Consider the following 22,799-nt stretch of genomic DNA (forward strand, 5'->3'; position numbering starts at 1 on the left):
AATCTCGCATATTTATAGACTATTTCGTAGGATAAAAATGGGCATCTAACCCGCCCTCACATCACGCTATTGACAACTAGTACGTGTCTAAGGACTGCATGTCGCATCCCACAGCATGATCGAGTGCCTCCATGGGTAACGGACAGGAGGCATCGCCGGCCAGAAACGGATCTGACACCTATTTATTTACCGTTCTCCATCTCTATTTCTAAAATAAACCAAGAAACTTCTTTTTCTTCACTCTTTCAGGGATTTCTTTATAAACATTGCTGCCTTCAGCAAGCAGTTCGGCGTTTTCTTTCAATAGATAGACCATGTCAGATCCATAGCTGCTTTCGATAACCTCGAAGGCCTCTCGCATGCGGAAACTTCGCTTTTCGAGATCGTGTACATCGGATGCAATGAAGTGGACAAGGTTCGCTTCCAGTAATTGCGCTGAGAACGCCTTTACTCTTTTGCCAAACTTCCCTGCAATGGACGTGGCTGTGAGCTGAGCCAAGGCTCCCTTTTCTACTAGATTATAAAGAATGTCTGGTCTTTCCTGAATCTCTGCATTCCGCTCTGGATGCACGATAATCGGTATGAGTCCCTTTACCTGCAAATCGAATAGCAGCCTTTCTGTATAACGCGGCACATGGCCGGCTGGCAGTTCTAGAAAAAGGTACGAGGTGCCGTTCAGCGTCATGATTTCGCCTTTCTCATAATCTTCGACAATCTCTCCATAGATCGCTGTTTCTTGACCAGGAAGTACCTTTAAAGGGATACCTTCTTTTTTCAGTACCTCGTCCAGCATCTCGACAGCTGAAGCGATTTTTTGCTTTGAATTTTCATAACGATTGTTTCGATGATGGGGTGTCGCAATGATAGCAGAAATTCCTTCCTTCACTGCAGCCCTTGCCAACAATAGGCTGTCTTCCACCGTTTTGGCACCATCATCGATTCCTGGTAGTATATGAGAATGTATGTCGATCACAGACTTATCCTCTTTCCAATAAAATGTATATTTACTAGTTCTTTCGTTTTAATCACCATAATATAGTAACACCTACCCATAGAGTGGTAAAGGGTGTATTTCGTCTATTTTTGTCGAATCGCGTCGATCATTTATTGTTGTAGTAATAATAATAATCTGTACTTTTAATACTTTTGTTGTTAAGCACTGCGCCCAGCAGCTTAGCCTTGGCATTTGCAAGGATTTCCTTCGCCTTTTTAGCACCCTCGATATCGGTCTTTCCGCTTGATGTGACAAGAATAGAGCCGTCTGCTTTGTTCGCAAGGATTTGCGGATCTGCCACAACAAGTACTGGAGGCGTATCGAATATGATAATATCAAACATCGACTTCGCTTCTTCCAGTAATGCATCCATGCTCTCTGAGCCTAGCACTTCAGAGGGATTTGGCGGAATAGGACCGCTGGAAAGAATGAAAAGATTTTGAACATCGGTTTTCCTGTAGGCATCATCAAGAGTCGTCTGCTTCGTCAAAACAGAGGTTAAACCAAAAGTATTTGGTACATTAAAGGTGAAATGAGCTGTAGGCTTTCTTAAATCGCCATCTACCATCAGCACTTTATTGCCTGCTTGGGCAAAAGCAACAGCAAGATTAGCGGCTGTTGTCGATTTTCCTTCTCCTGGCCCCGCTGAGGTGACAAGAATGACTTTAATCTCACGATCCACCGAAGCGTATTGGATGTTTGTCCTGATGGTGCGATATTGTTCTGATACAGGGGATTTAGGGTCGTATGCTGTAATGAGTATTCTCCGCTGTCCACCCATAGATTTTGGATGTTTCTTCTTTCTAAGCCCCAAGCTGCTCGCCCCTTCCGCGTTTAACTTTCATATCCATTTTTGATCCTTCCATTACAGAGATAGAACCAAGAATCGGCAGACCAATCAGGTTTTCAATATCTTGTTCATTTTTAATCGTCGTATCAAAGTACTCGAGCAAGAAGGCTAGTCCCACTCCTGCCATCAACCCGACAACAAGCGCAATCGCAATATTCATATATGGCTTTGGCGCGATCGGTGTCTTGCTTTCTTCAAGAGAAGCTTTGTTCATGACTTGAACATTATTAAGCTTCATCAAATCAGCAATCTTCTTCTCCGATACAGAAGCTATTGTATTGGCAATTTCCATCGCTTTTTTTGGATCTTCATCCTTTACGGAAATGGTAAGGATTTGTGTTTCATTTTGACTTTCTACTGACACCTTTCCTTTCAACTCGGAAACAGACATATCGAGATTCATTTGTTCAATCACCGGCTTGAGGACGGCTGTATTTTTAATAATCCCGCTATACGTATTGATGAGCTGGATATTTGTCTGAATGACATTCGAATTGTACATCGCCTCTTGATTTCCATCCTTTTGGTTCACGATGATATCTGCACTAGACTGGTAAACAGGATTTAATACAAAAAAGCTCACAACGGCACTTGCAGTCACTGCTGTAAGCGTAATGGCAATAATGAGAGCCAAGCGCTTCTTTAAGGTAGCCAGCAAGTCTTTAAGGCTAATAGTTTCTTCCATATAATCTTTGATCCTCCATCTATAAAGTAACAATCTCTTGGTATTATAGCATAAACTATTGTAAAAATTGTCTACTCTTGTCATAATTTTAACATAGAAGAATATATCCCTAATTTTAATTAAACAAAAATCCCAGAGAAATGGAATAGGTAATTTGTCGATTATTTTGTCCAAAAGGAGAAGCCACCATGAAAAAACTGTCTATCGTACTACTTTTCATTATTTGCATATCAACACTGATCTTAGGAACAATGGAATGGAAACAAAAAACAAACAGTTCTTCCATTCCAGCTGCAAGTAAAAAAGTGGGTTCAAAAGCTGTGTCCACTATTGATAGCGATGCATTGGTAAATTATGCCGCCAACTGGCCCCAACCAGCACTAGACGGTTTTTCCAAATCGTTAAAAACGAAGAAGCCTTTCGTCATTCTCCTTGCCGGCTCACCTGCCCTTGGAAAGGAAGAGGGATGGGCATCGTCAGTAAGCAAGAATCTTAAAGAGACTTACGAATCTGCTGTTGTGGTGGAAACCCGCGAGTATGATATGACATCTTCCGAGTTTCTATCCCAGAATAAAGCGGACGAGCTTGCTTCATTAAAACCAGATATGACGATTTTAGAGCCGCTCACCCTCAAGGACAATGGTATTGTCCGGATTGAAGAATCTCACAGCAATATTGACGCAATAAGGGAGAAACTTCAGGAAGCAAATCCGGGAAGCACGTTGATTCTTCAACCGCCAAATCCGCTATTTGATGCGAGCTATTATCCTTTCCAAGTGGAAGCATTGAAAAAGTACGCAACTGAGAATAACATTCCATACATTGATCATTGGGCAGCATGGCCTGAAATGAAAAATGAAGAACTAAAAGAGTATATTGAAGAAGATGGTAGTTTACCAAGCTCTGAAGGTCATAAATTATGGGCGCAATATTTGACAGACTACCTCATTTCAAAATAACAATATAACAAGGAAAGGAGCCCCGCAAAATGCGATGGCTCCTTTCCTATTCGCCGCTAAGACTACATTGATCCTACCAATAAAGTCATTACAGTCGTAATTACTATCGTTAATAGAATAAAAGAGAAATACATCAATACTTTTTTCTGTTTTCTCTTCCTTTCTTTTGCCTCTGGAGTAAGATAAGCATAGTTTGACATCATTTTTTCTCCTCTCATGATGGCAGCTGGCTGGCTTTGCGCTTCGGCAGAGGCCCCTATAGCTTTGCGTCACCATTTTTCAATGATTTTGCCTTAAAAATCCTTAGGCTTTATATCGACAAATTGGAAGATTTCTTTATCATAAATTTGACAGAAAGTTGTACATTTCCCAAGATTTACGAGTGTATTGTTTTTCTCTTATTTTATCCCGCCTTTGCATATCATTTATAAGAATTTTATTACAGGAACTTTAGACTTGCTATGCTCCAAAACTCCCCTTCTTAATAGTTGCGGCTTTGTAACCAATAGCCTTTATACCCCAAACGCGCCGTCCCTAAACCAATTTTTATTGTAAATTTTTTTACCAAAACAAACAAAAACAGCACCCGCGCCTTTTTTAGCAGAGGGTGCTGTTCATTGTTAACATTATTCGTTGTCATTCATTATGTTTCGCAAGCCGGATTCTAATTCTTCCATGACACGGTCGAATGTAATATTATTGTCCGACGTGCCTGTTTCATACACTTTCCTCATCATATCGTAAAATTGGTCTTGGTCAAACCCCATCTTCCCCTGATAGTGTTCCATTGACAAAATCCTCCCTGAATCACCAATATATACATTTTAATGCACTTTTTTTGAATTGTAAATACCATTCCAGCTAAACAATTGAACTATATGTGTCGATATAAAGAAAAGCAGGCTTATTTGCTGCACCCAAATTATATGGTTCTATTTGCCTATCTGATAATGATTTAATAGTACCATAAATTCATTGAAAAGGAGCGTGATTGTCACATTATGAAGAAGAAAGTCACATCCTTGGCCGCATTCGCCATTCTTTCTTCCGCCGCATTCGCCGCCAGCACTGCCAGTGCTTCTACCGATAAATATATCGTTCAAAAAGGCGACACCCTTAGTCATATTGCGAAAAAATTCCATACAAACGTAAGCAACTTGAAGCGCCTGAATGGCCTCTCCAATGATTTAATTTATGTACGCCAAACATTAAAGGTCACTGGTAAAGCGCCTTCTGGGCAGAAGCCCACCCGTCAATCAAGAAGCGGGAGCAGCAGCAAAGTTTATACTGTTGCAAAAGGAGACACGCTTGGCAAGATTGCCGGTAAGTATCGCGTGACCGTCCGGCAGCTGATGGAGTGGAACAGACTCCGGAATACTGTCATTTATCCTGGCCAAAGACTTTCGGTTTCCGGAAGAGGGTCTGCTGCGTCTAATTCGAATCCAAGCCCGCCAGCAAGACCTGTGACCCCTCCTGTTAACGCAAAGGTGCATATCGTTGTAAAAGGCGATACGCTCGGAAAGATCGCGGGCAAGTATCGCATAACCGTCCGGCAGCTGATGGAATGGAACAGGCTGAACAACCACATTATTTTTCCTGGTCAAAGGCTTTCTGTCACTGGAAAGAGCTCCGAATCAGCGGCTCCAGCGCCAAAGCCGCCAGTTCCTCCTGCAGCACCTCCAGCAGGAACAGCCACTTACAAAGTAAAGGCTGGCGACAGCCTTAGCCGTATTGCCATCCAGTTCAATGTCACAGTTGGCGAATTAAAAGCATGGAACGGGCTGAAAAGCAATACCATCTATGTCGGGCAAACATTGAAAGTTTCAGCTGCCGGCGCCGTTGTTCCACAGCCGAACAAGCCTTCCCAGCCAGCAGGCGGAAATGTTGGAGCAGCTGCGATTTCTCATGCGAAAGCCGTTATGGGCACACCGTACGTTTGGGGCGGCAGCCAGCCAGGCGGGTTCGATTGCAGCGGGCTAATTTACTATGCATTCAGCAAAGCCGGGAAAAACATCGGCCGATTGTCTGCAGCAGGCTATTATAACCGCAGCTACTATGTAAACTCCCCGCAGCCTGGTGACCTTGTATTTTTCGAGAATACTTATAAACCAGGAATCTCGCATATCGGCATCTATCTCGGCAATAACGAGTTCATTCATGCCAACACCGGAATCGGCGTAGCAGTTTCGAGCTTGAACTCTTCCTACTATAAAAGGCATTTCGAAGGATTTAAGCGATTCTATTAATTTCTTACTTTTATCCTGAGTGCGGAGAAGTAAACATGGAAAGTCTGGCCAGTTTTTTGGGCCAGGCTATTTTTTTAGGTTTGGAGAGTTTTTTAGAAGACGAAAATGGAACAAGGAAATATTGGAGATTACAAGGATTAATCTTTTAAGATATAGTTGAAATGGGAGTATTTTTCCTGTTATGATAGCCCACATTTTAATCAACATTAAATCCAGTCTTACACTATGATTGATTTTATAAAAGTAAATAAATCCGCTTAAAGGAACGTTTGTTAAAGAGGAAAGGACATAACATATCCGTTACAAAAAATATGTTGTGTCCTTTAATCTTTCTGCCTATTCAATTTAACTACTGTTAATATAGTGAATGAGATTCATAAGGGAACGTCTTCGTTTTACTGGACATCCCTCCCTATCTTTTCGAAAATCCGACCAGGATGTATTTGATAATGGACTTTTTCCGCTCTTCTTTGAATGCTTTTTTCTCGACTTTTTTTGCCTTGAATGGTGTGAAGAAGGTGTCTCCCGCCTTTTTGATATTGTCAGGGTTCTTCGCAACGTACTCTTTCTTTTTCACGCCGCGTTCTGCCTCTGCCCTCCCATTCAGTTCGAGACCCAGCTTCAGCTTGCGCTTCTCAATTCTTCCCGTTTCGTTCAGGACATAAGCATAGCTTTTCTTGCCTTTTTTCTCGACGGCCTCCGCGGATAGCGTCGCTGCATCAAGAACCTTTTCGGTCACGACTGCAACACCCACATGCGCGCCCTTCACGAGCTTTTCGTTTTCCTCACTTAGCTCGATTTCATAAGGGAACCGGCTTTTCTTTTTCACAGAAGGATTGCTTTCCGGGTAAGAAGAAATCTTTGTCAGCGTACCAGGGAGCTTCTCTTTAAAAAGAGGGGAAGTCACTATCACTTCCATGCCCTCCTCGACCTTCTGCAGCTCGCTTTCCGCGAAGGTTCCCTCCACTTTCGGTTTGTCGGAAATGATGGTCATAATCGGATTCTTAAGGTCGTAGTTCACGTCCTTCACGACTCCAGCTACCTCGCTGTTAATGCCGAGCCCGTCGCCGCTCGTGCTATCCTCGAGCACCTCGGCATACTTCTGGATTTCTTCTTGGATGCGGGCCTTATCCGTCTCTTTGTCATAAATCTCTTTTTCGATCGAAGCACTCACGACTTCACTCGAATTCGACGACGGCATTCCTGTTGTTCCATCGCCTGTTACGGCAGTCGATCCGCCGGATTGGGTAGAGACAGATTTTAAGTAGTTCAGCTGCTGAATTTGCTCCTCTATCAAGGCAACCTCACGCTCGAGCTTGCTCTTTTCGTTTTCCGCCTTCAGCCGCTCTGCGTCTCCCTCATCGGACGCATACTGGTACAGCGGCGTTCCCTCGTCCACCTTATCGCCTTTTTTTACAAGAAATTCCTTGAAACCGCCAGGCTTTTCGCTATAGTACACATGATGCTCTTCAAATGGCGTCACCACACCCTCGCTGGCGAAAGTCGATTTCATCTGTTCCGACTTTACTTTTTCCCACGAAGCAAGATAGGAAGAGCGGTGTACTTTGTCGTTACTTTTCAGCGCCAGGTACATATTGCATGAAACGAAGAGCACCCCCGCCGCCAGCATAATCGCCGTCTTTTTGTTCAACATCCCCGCCCCCTCTACACTAGCTTCTCAAACTTAATGATAGAAAATAATGCTGACAAGAGCCAAAGCGCGATATTTAGCCCCACGACCATTGTGAGGACCGACGTTCTGCTTCGGCCTGTGAAAATTTTTACATAGCGGTACTGCACAGCCATGATCCACAGCTTGAACAGTGTGACGCAGGCCAGAAAAGAAATGATAAAACTATTGTTTGTGAGATACTGGCCAAGAATACCGAGTGAAAAAGGCGACGAAATATCCGGCAGTCCAAATGAGACTGCAAGGATTACTTCGACAATTTTTTCCACAAGCAAGATGGCCAGCACAAGGAACTGCAAATAAAGGAACTTATTGAGGCTGACATTGCTGAGCGACCAGAAATACAGGGCCGGGACGAGCAAGATACACGTTCCATAAAAAAGTCCCCACAGTGCCTGCCCGACGATAAACAGGGCTTTATGCATTTCGTACTCCGCTCCCGATACGCTTGTCAGCTTTCGCGACAGGTACTCTGAACCCACGCCAAACCAGGCTGACGCAGCAAAAACGATGGTGCTCGCAAGTACCATCAGCGCCGCATTCCACCATAGCCCCCTTATCCTTTCACTGTCCCGAATAATCGTTGATTGGTATTTCGGATTCTTGAGGCCCTCCAACAGCATCATGTTTATCTTCCCCCACGTTGTCTCTATGTTTTGATGCCTCTATTTTAGCAAAAAAAGAATCCAGGCAATTGTAATTTGTATGCAAAGATTGTAGATGGTGCCTGAGGGCATACTTCACTTACAGAATAATTCCGTAAAAGTGGTGTGAAATCCTGCTTTTTTTCGGGGAATCTGTCTAGCTTTCCTGTTTTTTGGGTGTGGGGGCGAATGCACGTATGCCGCACATTGGGAAATAACATGATTCGACGATGAATTCGAATGACTCGAGCCTCTTTTCGAACGATGCAACCAACCATTTGTCGAATTCGACATTGATTATTTAGAAAGGCGATTTTGTAAAAATTAACAAATTCAACACTTACCGAAGACTCTCCTGTTCCCCTCCAAAAAGCATTTCCTGATTTCACTTTTCCGATCTTGCGTTATAATAAAAGAATATGGTTTTTTACTTGTTGTTTTTTCCAATAATGTCTTATATATAGGAACAAAGTGGGCGCCCGTAGAAGTGGGGCCTTGGATGAGGAGGAATGGCATCTTGAGTATGATACCGGAAAACATGCATGGACAGCTGCTTGAGACGAGCCGGAAGCTGATTGAGCTTTTGCGGCCGGAGTCAGAGGAGGATGTGCGGATCGTTCAGAAAGGGCTGATGCTGTACCAGCAGGGGATGGTGCGGAACAGGAAGCTTGTGGGCGGATCGATATGGGCGACGGTGCAGGACGTGACTCCTGTGCGCATCTATATTTCGCTGAGCGCTCCTGCCGACAGCAGCTGTACTTGTCCTGAGGAAGCCTTTTGCCGCCACCGGATGGCAGCGTTTCTCCATGCATACAGTGAAATCGGCAGCCCAACAAACTGGGTGGAGGACTGGTGCGGACCGCTCCGCGAGCGGGCAGCAGCTGGGAAGGCCGGATTGCAGCGGGCAAAGGAACTGATGAAAACAGGGGGGATCCCTGCTCTTGACTATGACAGCTGGACCCAATCGTTTCAGGAGACTTTTCGCTCCGTTCTGTCCTCCTATGGCAGGCCAACCCCATATATCATCTCGCAGCTCGTGCAAGTCTACTTCCGGCAGGTAGAAGCGTCGATCCCCTTCAAATCGGAGTACAGCGAGCTGTACGAGCTAGTAAGCGCGATTGAAGCGTTCCACTTGTTGACGGACTTAGGCGAGGAACAAGGCTTTGCGAATGAGATGGTGGAACGATTTTACGGCTATGTGTTCGACAATCTTGAGGATAAAATCGAGGAATCGGCCTACCATTTGGCACAGCGCAGCATGCCTTTTGAGTTCGATCCATTCCTGGAACGCCTCGCAGAAGACTCCGGGCGGTTTCTGCTGCATCCAGACTTATTCAGCCATGCATGCATTAACATTTACCGCTCTCTATGGTCAACTCTATTCCGCAAGACAAGCTGGCGCGAGAAGGAACGGGATAGATTAGAAAAACTGATGGAAGGGAAAACTGGTTTTCCCGAAGAACTGGCGCTCGCCCATCATTATTTTTTGCAGCGGCGTGACCAGGAAGCTATCGAAGTCATCCGGAAAGCGGAACAGCCAGCGCTGCACTACCTTTTATACTGGCTGAAAGAACTGAAGATTTCCGATACGAAAAGGATGGGTCCCTACATCGAATATCTTGTCCAGCAGAACAAATCCTACATGAACAACTTGCACGACTTCATTGCGGTTCGCTTCTATGTGAGCCACGCCTTTTCCCTCGTCTCCTACTATTGCAACGAGACGGGCCGGGTCGAGCTGCTTGAGCGGATGCTCGTCCAATCGCTTCCTTACAGCTTCAATGAATATGAATACTATGTTTTTGAAAAAGGCGATTTCGAGAAATGGGTAGAATTGTACAGCTATGCGAATTTCGATGAGCAGGCATTACCCACTGATAAGCTGAAAATTTTGCAAAAAGAAAATCCTGCTGCGATGCTGCCGATTTTGCATCGGGCAGTCGATGTTCTTATCTCTCAAAAAAATCGCTCAAGCTACCGTCTGGCTGTGCGCCATTTGAAAAAGCTGCGCACTGTTTATAAAAAGCTGAAGCGCGTCTCGGAATGGGAAAAATTCTTCGGAATGCTTCTAACAAGAAACAAGCGGCTGCGTGCCTTCCATGAAGAATGCGTCCGCGGCAAGCTGATTCATGCGGAATAATCTCAACAGGAAGGAGCATGCATCCATGTATAAGCTGAACGAAACGGAAATTCATTTGCATCCTCAGGGCAACGGGAGTTATTTCCTATACGCGCAGGATAACCGAGGACTCGTCTTGGATCCGATGCGCTGGAAACACCTCCTCTTCAACCGGCATCAGGAGAGTTTTTATGGAACGATGCTGGAGGTGAGCAGCCATCAAGGCATTCCAGGCATCGTGTTAAGCGGCTGGCAGCTTGTCACGCTTTTTGCCGAGGAAAGCTTCAACCGCATGGTGGACTGGCAATGGAACGACCTTTCAGAGCTCTGCCTTGCCTCCTCCCATGCGATTCATGGAGCCATCCTTGAAAAAGACTGGCATCCCGACTTTTCATCGCTGGAGGATGGCGATTTCCGCTGGATTTTGCCGCAGCAGATTCTCGATGAGTTTCATGAAGATTTCTGGAACGACACCATTCGGGAATACGGCGAGGATTGGCCTGTGGAGAAATTCGTTTCTGATTTGTTTCACGATGCGCTCGAAGCTTATTTTCATGAGAACGAAAGCTTGAAATACCTTTTTGGCGAAAAAATGGAGCTTCTTCACAACAAGTCGCTGTCCGCATCGCAGCTGCGTGCGTATTTTGACGAAGCGCGCTGGCTCGAGTGGATTGGGATTAAGGAAGATCCTGCGCCATTCACGCTTGGACTTCGCCTTGAGGAACCGTTGGATGATGATGGCGATTGGGAGCTAAGGCTTTTCCTCCGCGGGAAAAAACGGCCGGATATGCTGATCGAGGCACGCGACTATGCGTCGTATCCTGCAGGTTGGGAGAGCTTTTTAGAAAAAATAGAAAATGAAGAGGCGAGACTCACTGCAGTTTTTCCATGGTTGGAAAGCGAGGAGCCTGGACGCCTCCGTTCTGAGCTGACGGAAGAAGACGCGTGGTTATTTTTAACAGAAGCAAGCGAAACGCTGATGTCGCTCGGCATTGAAATCTTGCTGCCATCATGGTGGGAAGCTGTCAAAAACGCGAATCTTCGGGTGAAGGCGAAACTGAAGACAAGCGGCTATCGCAGGTCGTTCGTCGGGCTGAACGCGCTCGTCGATTATGACTGGCGATTCTCGATGAACGGTGTCGATTTAACAGAGGAAGAATTCCAGCGGCTTGTCGAGGAAAAAAGACGGCTCGTGTATTTGCGCGGGAAGTGGATTAAGCTTGACCACGGCTTCATCCGCCAGATTCAAAGTTTGATGGTGAAAGCTGACAAAGAAGGCTTGCATATCCGCGACCTCTTGCAGCAGGAGCTTACGGAGAAAGAGGCGGAAGCAGGCGAAGCAACGGACGATCCGCGCGCGTTTGCAAAAATCCAAATCGAGCTCAACCGCCATTGGAAGCAGATGATCCGCCAGCTGAAGGAGACGAAGGAAATTCCGGATGTGCCGCTGCCTCAAGGGTTGAAGGGCGAGCTGCGTCCATACCAGAAGCTCGGCATGAACTGGATGCTGTTTTTGCGGAAGTACGGCTTTGGCGCGGTGCTTGCTGATGATATGGGGCTTGGCAAGACCGTCCAGCTTCTCTCTTACCTTCTTAGCGTAAAAGAGAACGAGGATGAGAGTGAGGGTGCACCTTCGCTTATCATCTGCCCGACATCGGTGCTCGGCAACTGGCAAAAAGAGATCGAGCGATTTGCACCGAGCATGAACGTATATCTCCATTACGGGCAATCGCGGGCGAAAGGCGAAAAACTCGCAGAAATCGTGAAGAACAGTGACATTGTGCTTACATCATACGGGTTGACACATCTCGATTCCGAGGAACTGGAGCAGGTGGAATGGAGCACTGTGGCGATCGATGAGGCGCAAAATATTAAAAATGCGGAAACGAAGCAGTCGCGTGCAGTACGGAAGCTGAAGGGCCGCCACCATATCGCGCTAACCGGGACGCCGATGGAAAACCGTTTGTCGGAGCTATGGTCGATTTTTGACTTCACAAACAAAGGCTACCTTGGCAGCGGCGGGCAGTTCCAAAAGAAATTTGTCCTTCCGATTGAAAAAGACGGCGACAAGAGCAAAATTTCTGAGCTGCAGGGGCTGATTCGTCCATTCTTGCTGCGGCGGACGAAGAAGGACAAGGAAGTAGCGCTGAATCTGCCAGACAAGCTGGAGCAGAAGGAATACTGCCCGCTTTCCGCGGAGCAGGCGTCGCTTTATGAGCAGCTCGTCAAGGACACCTTCGCGAAAATAGAGGAACTATCGGCGTTCGAGCGGAAAGGCTTGATACTGCAGATGCTTGGCAAGCTAAAGCAGCTTTGCAACCACCCTGCTCTCTATTTAAAAGAGGAGCAGCCGGATGGGCTCGTCTCGCGCTCTGCCAAGATGGAGAAGCTTATCGACCTGACGGGCAGTGTTCTCGAGCAGGAAGAAAGCTGCATTATTTTTACCCAATATATCGGAATGGGTGAAATGATCCGCAATGCGCTGTTGGAGGCATACGGCGTCGAGGTGCCATTCCTGCATGGCAGCATGCCGAAAGCAAAGCGCGATAGCTTGATCAGCGACTTCCAAGAGCGGAAATTCCCGATCTTCCTGCTGTCGCTGAAAGCGGGTGGCACCGGACTCAACCTGACAGCAGCCAACCACGTCATCCATTACGACCGCTGGTGGAATCCCGCTGTCGAGAACCAAGCCACCGACCGCGCTTACCGAATCGGCCAGGACCGCTTCGTCCATGTGCACAAGCTCATCAGCACAGGCACGCTCGAAGAAAAAATCGACGACATGCTCGAGAAGAAGCAGTCGCTCAACGACCAAATCATCCAAAGCGAAAACTGGATCACCGAACTCTCCACCGCCGACTTGCACGCGCTCGTGAATCTGGCTTAAAGGCGGGTTTGGGTTATATAGAATATAAGGTCGCCGGGACAGGAGTTGTCTCGGCGGTTTTTTGTGTGGGGTGAGTTGGAGGTGAGGGCGAGTCATGGTGGGGGCGCGTGGGGGAATGCTGTTGGTTGCGAGCAATTAACATGGAAGGCGCGCGGGGACTGCGTTTGGTTGCGAGCAATTAACATGGAAGGCGCGCGGGGACTGCGTTTGGTTGACCGCCTAGGGAGAAGTCATCATGGAAACCGCGCAGGGACTGCGTTTGGTAAATCGCACCGAGAGCGATTCTCATGCAAAGGGCGGCGGGACAGCGGTTGGTTGATTCTTGCGCAAAGTTGGTTGATTTCTTTTCGAATGTGGTTGATTCCGCGCCAAGGTTGGTTGATAACTCGCCAAGGTTGAGCGATTCTTCCTCAAACTTGGTTGATTACACTCTCCAGCAGCGAGAACTCCCACCCTTGAGTGCCTGCAAAACATCAAAAATTGTCGCTTGCAGTTGATCAAGCGACTATTTTAATGGATAAGTGCTTCGGCGGGTGGAGATTGTCATAGGGAAGGAGCCGGGAGCCCATCCCCTTTCATCAGAAACAGCGTCGGGACTGCGTTTGGTTGATTCTTGCGCAAAGTTGGTTGATTTCTCTTGGATTGTGGTTGATTACGCGCCAAGGTTGGGTGATAACTCGCCAAGGTTGAGCGATTCTTCACCAAACTTGGTTGATTACGCTCTCCAGCAGCGAGAACTCCCACCCTTGAGTGCCTGCAAAACATCAAAAATTGTCGCTTGCAGTTGAGAAAGCGACTTTTTTAATGGATTGGTGCTTCAGCGGGTGGAGATTGTCATAGGGAAGGAGCCGGGAGCCTATCCACTTTCGTCAGAAACCGCGCCAGAACTGCTGTTGGTTGATTCTTGCGCAAAGTTGGTTGATTTCTCTTCGAATGTGGTTGATTCCGCGCCAAGGTTGGGCGATTCTTCCCCAAACTTGGTTGATTACGCTCTCCAGCAGCGAGAACTCCCACCCTTGAGTGCCTGCAAAACATAAAAAATTGTCGCTTGCAGTTGATCAAGCGACTTTTTTAATGGATTGGTGCTTCGGCAGATGGAGATTGTCATAGGGAAGGAGCCGGGAGCCCATCCCCTTTCATCAGAAACTGCGCCAGAACTGCTGTTGGTTGATTCTTGCGCAAAGTTGGTTGATTTCTCTCGAGATGTGGTTGATTCCGCGCCAAGGTTGGTTGATAACTCGGCAAGGTTGAGCGATTCTTCCCCAAACTTGGTTGATTCCGCTCTCCAGCAGCGAGAACTCCCACCCTTGAGTGCCTGCAAAACATAAAAAATTGTCGCTTGGAGTTAATCAAGCGACTTTTTTAATGGATTGGTGCTTCAGCGGGTGGAGATTGTCATAGGGAAGGAGCCGAGAGCCTATCCACTATCATCAGAAACCGCGCCAGGGCGGCGTTTGGTTGATTCTTGGGCAAAGTTGGTTGATTTCTCTTCGAATGTGGTTGATTCCGCGCCAAGGTTGGTTGATAACTCGCCAAGGTTGAGCGATTCTTCCCCAAACTTGGTTGATTCCGCTCTCCAGCAGCGAGAACTCCCACCCTTGAGTGCCTGCAAAACATAAAAAATTGTCGCTTGCAGTTGGGAAAGCGACTTTTTTTATGGAAAAGTGCTTCGGCGGATGGAGATTCTCATAGCGTGGCACCCGATACCCCATCCTTTTTCTCCAGAAACCGCGCCAGGGCGGCGTTTGGTTGATTCTTGCGCAAAGTTGGTTGATTTCTCTTCGAATGTGGTTGATTCCGCGGCAAGGTTGGGTGATAACTCGCCAAGGTTGAGCGATTCTTCCTCAAACTTGGTTGATTACGCTCTCCAGCAGCGAGAACTCCCACCCTTGAGTGCCTGCAAAACATAAAAAATTGTCGCTTGCAGTTGGGAAAGCGACTTTTTTTATGGAAAAGTGCTTCGGCGGATGGAGATTATCATAGGGAAGGAGCCGGGAGCCTATCCACTTTCGTCAGAAACCGCGCCGGGGCGGCGTTTGGTTGATTCTTGCGCAAGTTGGTTGATTTCTCTTCGAATGTGGTTGATTCCGCGCCAAGGTTGGGTGATAACTCGCCAAGGTTGAGCGATTCTTCCTCAAACTTGGTTGATTACGCTCTCCAGCAGTGAGAACTCCCACCCTTGTTGCCTGCAAAATATAAAAAATTGTCGCTTGGAGTTAACCCCAGCGACATTTTTTACTTTTTACGGCATAAACAGGATTGCATCTGCAATCGGACGCTCACCCGCTTTGTCGGACGGATGGTTCACTACGTTATTGCCGATTGTCATGGTGGTCGAGCCGCCGCCGTCAAGGTTTAGCGCATTGACTGCCCCTAAGGATTTCATTAGGAGGGCACTTTCCTTAAAGTTCGTACCAACGCTCAGTCCCGGAGCCCGGCCATCAACGGTAACAAATAACAGCGTTCCATCGGCCTTCACCCCTGTGAGGGTTCTTGGGTTGCGGCGCTCTCCAAATCGATAATAAAATTCCGGGTCCTCTACACGATGAAACCCTTCTGCCATCGCAGGAATGGTATTATTTCCGTTATCTATCAAACGGGGACCGCCATTAATGATGCCTGAAACTTGTTCGAGTGGCAGCGGCTCTCCATCCGCAAATACTTCGTTTTTCACCGTCAATTTCATGCCTACTTGGGCGTGGAGTTCAAGCCACTGCGCTGCCTCTCCTGTACCGCTTAGGACACTGCCGTTTTTAGGAATTGTCACACCTCGCTGTTTCCGAAGCTCTACTACTTCCCCGTACTCATTGAGGACAGCCTCAACACCTTCTCCTGCATCAGTTCTCTTCCCAAAAATCGGGGAGAAATGAACGAGTTCACTATCATCCTTACATGTAAAGTCATGCTTTATATTTTCGGTCGGTGTATCTCCGCCAACACCGCCGCAACTCCTGATTAATTTTGGCCTTCGGTTCAATCCATCCACTTCGCGTACGTCTCCATCTGAGGAAATAGCTGTATGGGCGGAAGTGATGGAAGCGATGCGGACATCTGTTTTATCAGCAGGAATAATCAAGCTCGAACGACCGTTCAGCGCCTCACTGACGAGCTTTCCATTTATGACAGTGATACCGGTAGGATCACCTGGAACTCCATCACGGCTTCCCATTACAAAGTAGCCTCCATTAATCGCTGCCAACGCTTTATAACGGGTAGACATGGAAGAAAGCTTTTCTCTGTCTTGGATTCTGTCATTCGCCAAAACAGGTAACATCGTTCCATTAAACGTGCGCGGATCCACTTCAAGCACATTGATGACCCATGGACCTGTTGTCGGCTGTCCATCTTCCCCTGTAAAAACAGTGCGATGGCCTTTATATCCACTCGCTGTTAATTGTTGCTGAAGCTTTTTTGCCTCTTCTTCCGTCTCAAACTTTCCAATGCGGACCAGATATCCAAGCGGTCCCTTTACCTTATCATCCGGAGCCCGGTTGGCTATACGATGAACCGTCGGGTTATAGCCTTCTGATTTCAGCTTTTTCGCTAATTCCTTTGCCTGATCGTGAGTTTCAGTAAAGTCGACATCCACTGTGAAAAAATCCCTTTCAAACGGCAAGCCTCTGGTGATTTTCGTGTGAGTCATTCCTGGAGCAATGCTTTGTGTTGTTCGTTGCTCTCTTAAAAAAGGAAATCCAAGCGGCAAACCTTTCTTTTGGGAAGGCAATGCAATCTTTTGTCCTGAATCGGCACTGACTGACCTCTCCGATACAACTGGCACAGCAAATATTGCGGACGCTAGACTGACAGATGCAATGACAGGGGCAAGGATTTTTTTCAGGGATGGACTCATTTTTTCACTCCTTCAATGAATGGGGTTCTACTGACCACACCATTCCTCTATGTGGTAGTATTAATACTAATTAGCTTAAGTATAGGAAACAGTTATAAACCGCTTGTTAATTCCCCTTAGTGAAGATGTTAATAATTATTGTGAATTGTAAATGTTAACCATAAGAAGGTTTTCATAGATTTTCTTGAAAGCTTAAGGAAATTTAGATAGAGAATGGATGCGAGAGAATCATGTGACTTAGGAAGAAAGTGTTTCTGGACTTGACTGCCGGAACTGCATCTGTCACATAGAAAACGCGCCAGAACTGCTGTTGGTTGATTCTTGCGCAAAGTTGGTTGATTTCTCTCGTGTTGTGGTTGATTCCGCGCCAAGGTTGGTTGATAACTCGCCAAGGTTGAGCGATTCTTCCTCAAACTTGGTTGATTCCGCTCTCCAGCAGCGAGAACTCCCACCCTTGAGTGCCTGCAGAACATAAAAAATTGTCGCTTGCAGTTGATCAAGCGACTTTTTTAATGGATTGGTGCTTCGGCGGATGGAGATTGTCATAGGGAAGGAGCCGGGAGCCTATCCACTTTCGTCAGAAACCGCGCCGGGGCGGCGTTTGGTTGATTCTTGCNTCCTCTATGTGGTAGTATTAATACTAATTAGCTTAAGTATAGGAAACAGTTATAAACCGCTTGTTAATTCCCCTTAGTGAAGATGTTAATAATTATTGTGAATTGTAAATGTTAACCATAAGAAGGTTTTCATAGATTTTCTTGAAAGCTTAAGGAAATTTAGATAGAGAATGGATGCGAGAGAATCATGTGACTTAGGAAGAAAGTGTTTCTGGACTTGACTGCCGGAACTGCATCTGTCACATAGAAAACGCGCCAGAACTGCTGTTGGTTGATTCTTGCGCAAAGTTGGTTGATTTCTCTCGTGTTGTGGTTGATTCCGCGCCAAGGTTGGTTGATAACTCGCCAAGGTTGAGCGATTCTTCCTCAAACTTGGTTGATTCCGCTCTCCAGCAGCGAGAACTCCCACCCTTGAGTGCCTGCAGAACATAAAAAATTGTCGCTTGCAGTTGATCAAGCGACTTTTTTAATGGATTGGTGCTTCGGCGGATGGAGATTGTCATAGGGAAGGAGCCGGGAGCCTATCCACTTTCGTCAGAAACCGCGCCGGGGCGGCGTTTGGTTGATTCTTGCGCAAAGTTGGTTGATTTCTCTTCGAATGTGGTTGATTCCGCGGCAAGGTTGGGTGATAACTCGCCAAGGTTGAGCGATTCTTCCCCAAACTTGGTTGATTACGCTCTCCAGCAGCGAGAACTCCCACCCTTGAGTGCCTGCAAAACATAAAAATTGTCGCTTGCAGTTGATCTAGCGACTTTTTTAATGGAAAAGTGCTTCGGCGGGTGGAGATTGTCATAGGGAAGGAGCCGGGAGCCTATCCACTATCATCAGAAACCGCGTCAGGGCGGCGTTTGGTTGATTCTTGCGCAAAGTTGGTTGATTTCTCTCGAAATGTGGTTGATTCCGCGCCAAGGTTGGTTGATAACTCGCCAAGGTTGAGCGATTCTTCTTCAAACTTGGTTGATTACGCTCTCCAGCAGCGAGAACTCCCACCCTTGAGTGCCTGCAAAACATAAAAAATTGTCGCTTGCAGTTGATCAAGCGACTTTTTTAATGGAAAAGTGCTTCGGCGGATGAAGATTTCATAGGGAAGGAGCCGGGAGCCTATCCACTTTCATCAGAAACCGCGCCGGAGTGGCGTTTGGTTGATTCTTGCGCAAAGTTGGTTGATTTCTTTTCGAATGTGGTTGATTCCGCGCCAAGGTTGGTTGATAACTCGCCAAGGTTGAGCGATTCTTCCCCAAACTTGGTTGATTACGCTCTCCAGCAGCGAGAACTCCCACCCTAAACTCTGCGAGGTTGAGAGATTCTTCCCTAAACCTGGTTGATTACGACTGCCAGCACCACGCCAAACATTATTAAACGTCCCAATAGATTAAAGTGCAAAATTCGACATTATTTTCCCAATAAAAAAGCAGACGGGGCTAAGTGCCCTGCCTGCTAAGTAAAAGGGGGTTTATTGGACGCCTACAGCATTGAATGCTGCATTGACGGTCTCCACCTCAGGTGATGTGGTGCCATAAAGATCCTTCGCCGCTTGAACAGCTCCTGCTTTTGCCTGACTGAAGTTAGTAGAAGCAGTGTAGTAAACAGTGTTCGCACGGTAGAAGATAGCTCCCATTTTATCGTTGCCAATGCCCTTGACAGTGACGCCATAGTGCGTTCCGCCTTGGCTCATCAAGTGGGCAGCTTTGTTGATGATACCGCTGTTCGTATGAACACCGCCATTATCTTCAGAGCCAGTATATCGCTTAGAGTAATGGTCCGGATCGCCGTATTTTGCCGGATCGCTCATGGAGCGAAGTGCATCCCCGCTTTTTTGAGGAGTGTACACATCTTCACCCATATCGAAGTCAGGATTGCGATTGTCGTAGTATTCGACAAGTGTTCCAAAAATATCGGAAAGTGCTTCGTTGAGAGCACCGGATTCATTTTGATAGATGAGATCAGAAGTATTATCCGTTACCGCATGCGAAATTTCATGGGCGATGATATCAAGGCTTCCGGAAAGTGGAGCAAAGTTTGTACCGTCTCCATCACCGTATACCATCTGCGAACCATTCCAGAATGCATTGTTGTAGTTCTTAGAATAGTGGACTGTCGACTTCAATGCAGCACCGCGGTTGTCATACGAGTTGCGGTTAAAAACATTTTTAAAATAATCATATGTGATACCAGCGTAGTAGTGCGCGTCTACAGCTGCTTTATCGTATGCAGCGCTAAATTTATTGTCTGCATCTGCCCATAGGCTTCCAGGAAGTCTTGTCATATTTTTTGCATCGTAAGTGAAGACGCCGCCACCGCGTGTATTATCCCGCAAATAGTAGGTTCCACCCGACAATACTGTGTTCAGCTGTTTCGTATCACCAAGGACACCGGTTCCTGTTCCAACAGTATTCGTGCTTGTTGTACCACCTTTTACCTTTTTCGCTGTATCAATCGCATTGAACTTGTGGAGAACTTTACCTGTTTCCGCTTCAATGAAATATTCATAGTTTCCTGGCTCAGGGCTTAAGAAATTGAGATTCACATGGTATGCATAGACTGCCTTGTCACCAGAAGGATAAACGACGAGCTCTGCTTTTGCTGGCTGCTCATACACCGGTTTGAATCCGAGATCAGCTTCCGCAAGGGCGATCGCCTCCTTCAGTGACTTCTTCTTTGCAAGTTTTTTCAGTCCTTTTTTATCAAGATTGGAAACTACTGTTCCGCTCACTGCATGGAGGACGCCCTGCTTGTCCACTCTTGCAGCCTGTTCAGATCCCCAAACAGGAACTCCGTTATAGACTTGCTGCAAACGAACGACAGATCCGCCAAGATCGTCTTTTTCCTGGGAAAGTACTTTGAAAGATTGATAGGCTGATTGGGAACCCAATTTGTATTCCGCTTTATTCTGTTGCAAGAAATCAAGAACGATATCTTTCGCACCCTTTGCAGAAGGGTTGGACAGTTTCCCTGCAACGAATGCAGGTGACCCGTTCTTATTCAGTAATTTTGAAGGGCCTTCCTTCGCAGCGGCGGAAGCATCCACCCCAGCAAACCCTCCAGCCAGTAAACCTACAGATAATCCAAGAGCAACAACTTTTTTCTTCAACTTTACTCCTCCTCCGAAAAATGAAATTATAAAAAAAATAAGAGAGTAACTTAGTTATACACAAAATTCTCAATTTTTTCACTATTAATCTACTATTTTGATGTTGGGAAAGTTTTTTCGACAAAAAAGAACAAAGCATCAAAGAGTGAGATGCTCTGAAAATAGTTTAATTGTCTAATTTTGTCTAAATAGAAGTGTAATTGAAATATTTTGCAGCCTAAATGAAAAAAACCAGCATCGCTGCTGGCGAAAATGGGGAAATGGAAGAGGGGAAGGGATTCTCTCTCTGGAAGGTACGTTTTCATTGCTTCGACCGAGCAGCGGTGGTTCCTAGTTCGCGATAAACGAGTATACGCGCCTGCTGCGGGATTCATCGACTGCTACTTCCAGCTGGCGGACTCTCACTGTCAGCTGGTCGAGTCTTTCATTTGTTCTGCCGGTCATTTTTATGAGGCTGACTAGCAGCTTTTCGAGCCTGTCATCTTCACTGGTGCACTGGTTCAAGAGGGGATCCCTCCACTTCAGGAGTTGCTGGTTTTAGATTTGAGGGCTTTTTCGTGCTAAGGAATTGGACGTGCTCTGCGACTACTTCGGTCACATACACGCGCTTTCCCTCGCTGTTTTCGTAATGGCGGGTCTGCAGTCGGCCCGTTACTCCAACGACCGATCCTTTGTTGCAGTAATTAGCGGTGTTTTCTGCGGTTTTTCTCCAGAGGATGCAATGGACAAAGTCAGCATCCGTTTCACCATTGGCATTGCGGTAATGGCGGGTAACGGCGAGTGTGATATTGGTGACAGTCCTCCCATCAGGAGTGTACTTCAGCTCTGGATCCCGAGTCAGCCGCCCAACGAGAACCACTTGGTTAATCAATGCTTCAGCTCCTTTCACCTTGATGGTTCCATGATAATCCCATGGCCATTAGAAGTAAAATTGCGGAAAAAGCGATTCTTGAGGGGCTTTCAAGAAGCAAGTCTTACTATTTTGCGAAAAAAAAACGATTCTGGATGGAGGTTTGTTTGGAAAAATCTATTTTTGATATTGCCTAGAGATTTTTTCGACAAATTCTGCATATACCCGATTCGCTTTCTTTTTTCCCGCTGTGTTATAATTTGGGAAACAAGAAGTCAGGAGGGTCCTACATGAAAACATTTAGACTCGTTTCCCTGCAGCTTGCCGATGATGACAGCTTGATCGATATCGAGTTCAAGGCAGGCTTGATCATTAACAAGGAAGATGACCAGGGCACCTGGCTAATCGAAGCGTTTGTCGAAAAGCAATACATCCCTGTCTTCGAGGAAGCCTGCAGTGAAAACAAGGATATCATCACACAGGTTGTCATCACGAAGAAGGAAAACGACCCGGCTGCCTTCAAGGTAAAAGTATGCAGCGTTAAAGCCATCAACGACCACGCTTGCGTCCTCATGCGAGGCAAGCTGACAAGACTTCGCAGCGATTATCCGGCCCAGCTCCTCGAGCATCTTATGGAACTTGGCTACACTGACAGCCAGCTCGTCGACGAATTCAGAAAAAACATCGTCACCCGGCCAAAACTCGTCTTGCCGAAAAAAGAATAGCGGAAGTACGGTTCGCCTGCCCGATGGAGGGCGGGCTTTTTTGTTTGGGTTATCATGATAACTTGCTTCCCGTTGGACAACCCGGTACCTTAAGGATGCGTCAGCAAAGAAAGCAAAATAGCAGGCAATTTCGCCTGCCATTTCTTATTTGTCGCGGTTGTTCTTGTCGTTAAGGTCGCGGTCGTCCTCTACTGGCTCTTCGCCTGGATCGTTATCGTCTTTCATCATGTCTCCGTCGTCGTCGGTGTTGATGTCGCCGTTACGGTCACCATTGTTGATGATGCCGTCGTCGTTGAGGTCACGGCCATCATTATTTTTAGTGTCCATGTTGTCATCATTGTCCATATCGTTGTTGTCATTGTCCATATCGTTGTTGTCATTGTTATCGTTATTGTTGTCATTATTGTCAGCTGGATTGTTGATATCCACATCGCCTTCTGGCGGAGGATCTTTCTCATCATTATTGTTGCAGCCGACTAGCATTGCTGAGAGCATTAAACTGCTAAGCAGCAAGGACAGCTTCTTTTTCATCGTAAAAAAACCCCTTTCCTATTTTTGTCGGGACCTTCTCGGTCTGACATTAGCTTGCCCA

19 protein-coding genes and 1 riboswitch are annotated in these 22,799 nt (G+C 46.5%); of the genes, 5 read left to right on the forward strand and 14 right to left on the reverse strand.

What is annotated here, in order from left to right; all coding sequences use genetic code 11:
• Positions 1 to 208 precede the first annotated feature (208 nt).
• The 3 genes from BQ5796_RS14880 to BQ5796_RS14890 all read right to left on the reverse strand — a co-directional run bounded on the left by BQ5796_RS14880 (position 209) and on the right by BQ5796_RS14890 (position 2,529).
• Complete coding sequence (locus BQ5796_RS14880) at positions 209 to 973, reverse strand: tyrosine-protein phosphatase (protein WP_071460928.1); 765 nt, start codon at positions 971 to 973, stop codon at positions 209 to 211.
• A 127-nt stretch (positions 974 to 1,100) separates the two neighbouring features.
• Positions 1,101 to 1,808: a CpsD/CapB family tyrosine-protein kinase gene (locus tag BQ5796_RS14885; protein WP_071460929.1), complete on the reverse strand. Its 708-nt coding sequence runs from the start codon at positions 1,806 to 1,808 to the stop codon at positions 1,101 to 1,103.
• Entirely contained in the window at positions 1,798 to 2,529 is a 732-nt protein-coding gene (locus BQ5796_RS14890) for a YveK family protein (protein ID WP_071460930.1), read from the reverse strand. The genes BQ5796_RS14885 and BQ5796_RS14890 overlap by 11 nt, the downstream gene beginning before the upstream one ends.
• A gap of 188 nt (positions 2,530 to 2,717) precedes the next feature.
• Here BQ5796_RS14890 and BQ5796_RS14895 point away from each other — a divergent pair, with 188 nt between their 5' ends.
• On the forward strand, positions 2,718 to 3,488 hold the full coding sequence (locus BQ5796_RS14895) for an SGNH/GDSL hydrolase family protein (RefSeq protein WP_071460931.1): 771 nt from the start codon (positions 2,718 to 2,720) through the stop codon (positions 3,486 to 3,488).
• A 218-nt stretch (positions 3,489 to 3,706) separates the two neighbouring features.
• Positions 3,707 to 3,791, reverse strand: a riboswitch (cyclic di-GMP riboswitch).
• A 323-nt stretch (positions 3,792 to 4,114) separates the two neighbouring features.
• Here the strand turns inward: BQ5796_RS14895 and BQ5796_RS18170 are convergent.
• A complete protein-coding gene (locus tag BQ5796_RS18170) occupies positions 4,115 to 4,276 on the reverse strand; it encodes a YwzD family small protein (RefSeq protein WP_159431005.1) in 162 nt (53 codons plus the stop codon).
• 213 nt (positions 4,277 to 4,489) lie between these two features.
• Between BQ5796_RS18170 and BQ5796_RS14900 the strand changes: the two genes are divergently transcribed.
• The gene (locus tag BQ5796_RS14900; protein WP_083413143.1) at positions 4,490 to 5,734 is read left to right on the forward strand and encodes a C40 family peptidase; all 1,245 of its coding nucleotides are present in this window, start codon (positions 4,490 to 4,492) and stop codon (positions 5,732 to 5,734) included.
• A gap of 412 nt (positions 5,735 to 6,146) precedes the next feature.
• On the opposite strand, the gene BQ5796_RS14905 is transcribed toward BQ5796_RS14900, so the two are convergent.
• Both BQ5796_RS14905 and BQ5796_RS14910 read right to left on the reverse strand, forming a co-directional pair.
• A complete protein-coding gene (locus BQ5796_RS14905; protein WP_071460933.1) occupies positions 6,147 to 7,388 on the reverse strand; it encodes an efflux RND transporter periplasmic adaptor subunit in 1,242 nt (413 codons plus the stop codon).
• A gap of 11 nt (positions 7,389 to 7,399) precedes the next feature.
• The gene (locus BQ5796_RS14910) at positions 7,400 to 8,050 is read right to left on the reverse strand and encodes a hypothetical protein (RefSeq protein ID WP_071460934.1); all 651 of its coding nucleotides are present in this window, start codon (positions 8,048 to 8,050) and stop codon (positions 7,400 to 7,402) included.
• 541 nt (positions 8,051 to 8,591) lie between these two features.
• On the opposite strand from BQ5796_RS14910, the gene BQ5796_RS14915 reads away from it, so the two are divergent.
• Both BQ5796_RS14915 and BQ5796_RS14920 read left to right on the forward strand, forming a co-directional pair.
• Positions 8,592 to 10,208 carry an SWIM zinc finger family protein gene (locus tag BQ5796_RS14915; RefSeq protein ID WP_071461325.1) on the forward strand — a complete coding sequence of 539 codons (1,617 nt, stop codon included), beginning with the start codon at positions 8,592 to 8,594 and terminating at the stop codon, positions 10,206 to 10,208.
• Between the two features lie 25 nt (positions 10,209 to 10,233).
• Positions 10,234 to 13,074, forward strand: coding sequence for a DEAD/DEAH box helicase (locus tag BQ5796_RS14920; protein ID WP_071460935.1), 2,841 nt, complete (start codon positions 10,234 to 10,236; stop codon positions 13,072 to 13,074).
• 1,430 nt (positions 13,075 to 14,504) lie between these two features.
• Here the strand turns inward: BQ5796_RS14920 and BQ5796_RS14935 are convergent.
• The 7 genes from BQ5796_RS14935 to ssb form a co-directional block, all read right to left on the reverse strand.
• Positions 14,505 to 14,774 carry a hypothetical protein gene (locus tag BQ5796_RS14935; protein WP_141769945.1) on the reverse strand — a complete coding sequence of 90 codons (270 nt, stop codon included), beginning with the start codon at positions 14,772 to 14,774 and terminating at the stop codon, positions 14,505 to 14,507.
• 542 nt (positions 14,775 to 15,316) lie between these two features.
• Positions 15,317 to 16,924, reverse strand: coding sequence for a phosphodiester glycosidase family protein (locus BQ5796_RS14940; RefSeq protein ID WP_083413145.1), 1,608 nt, complete (start codon positions 16,922 to 16,924; stop codon positions 15,317 to 15,319).
• Positions 16,925 to 17,206: 282 nt separating this feature from the next.
• Positions 17,207 to 17,470: a hypothetical protein gene (locus BQ5796_RS14945; RefSeq protein ID WP_071460939.1), complete on the reverse strand. Its 264-nt coding sequence runs from the start codon at positions 17,468 to 17,470 to the stop codon at positions 17,207 to 17,209.
• 310 nt (positions 17,471 to 17,780) lie between these two features.
• The gene (locus tag BQ5796_RS14950) at positions 17,781 to 18,044 is read right to left on the reverse strand and encodes a hypothetical protein (protein ID WP_071460939.1); all 264 of its coding nucleotides are present in this window, start codon (positions 18,042 to 18,044) and stop codon (positions 17,781 to 17,783) included.
• A gap of 950 nt (positions 18,045 to 18,994) precedes the next feature.
• Entirely contained in the window at positions 18,995 to 20,632 is a 1,638-nt protein-coding gene (locus tag BQ5796_RS14955) for a M4 family metallopeptidase (protein WP_071460940.1), read from the reverse strand.
• Between the two features lie 330 nt (positions 20,633 to 20,962).
• Complete coding sequence (locus BQ5796_RS18175; RefSeq protein WP_159431007.1) at positions 20,963 to 21,136, reverse strand: hypothetical protein; 174 nt, start codon at positions 21,134 to 21,136, stop codon at positions 20,963 to 20,965.
• Positions 21,117 to 21,503, reverse strand: a complete 387-nt coding sequence (gene ssb, locus BQ5796_RS14960; protein ID WP_071460941.1) for a single-stranded DNA-binding protein — start codon at positions 21,501 to 21,503, stop codon at positions 21,117 to 21,119. The genes BQ5796_RS18175 and ssb overlap by 20 nt, the downstream gene beginning before the upstream one ends.
• Positions 21,504 to 21,772: 269 nt before the next feature.
• Between ssb and BQ5796_RS14965 the strand changes: the two genes are divergently transcribed.
• Positions 21,773 to 22,207 carry a YwpF family protein gene (locus BQ5796_RS14965; RefSeq protein WP_071460942.1) on the forward strand — a complete coding sequence of 145 codons (435 nt, stop codon included), beginning with the start codon at positions 21,773 to 21,775 and terminating at the stop codon, positions 22,205 to 22,207.
• Between the two features lie 144 nt (positions 22,208 to 22,351).
• Here the strand turns inward: BQ5796_RS14965 and BQ5796_RS14970 are convergent, their stop codons facing one another.
• Positions 22,352 to 22,738 (reverse strand): hypothetical protein, encoded by a 387-nt coding sequence (locus BQ5796_RS14970; protein WP_071460943.1) that lies wholly within the window; start codon positions 22,736 to 22,738, stop codon positions 22,352 to 22,354.
• Positions 22,739 to 22,799: the final 61 nt, after the last annotated feature.

This window comes from Bacillus massilinigeriensis, from assembly GCF_900111815.1.
GTDB lineage: Bacteria > Bacillota > Bacilli > Bacillales > Cytobacillaceae > Mesobacillus_C > Mesobacillus_C mediterraneensis.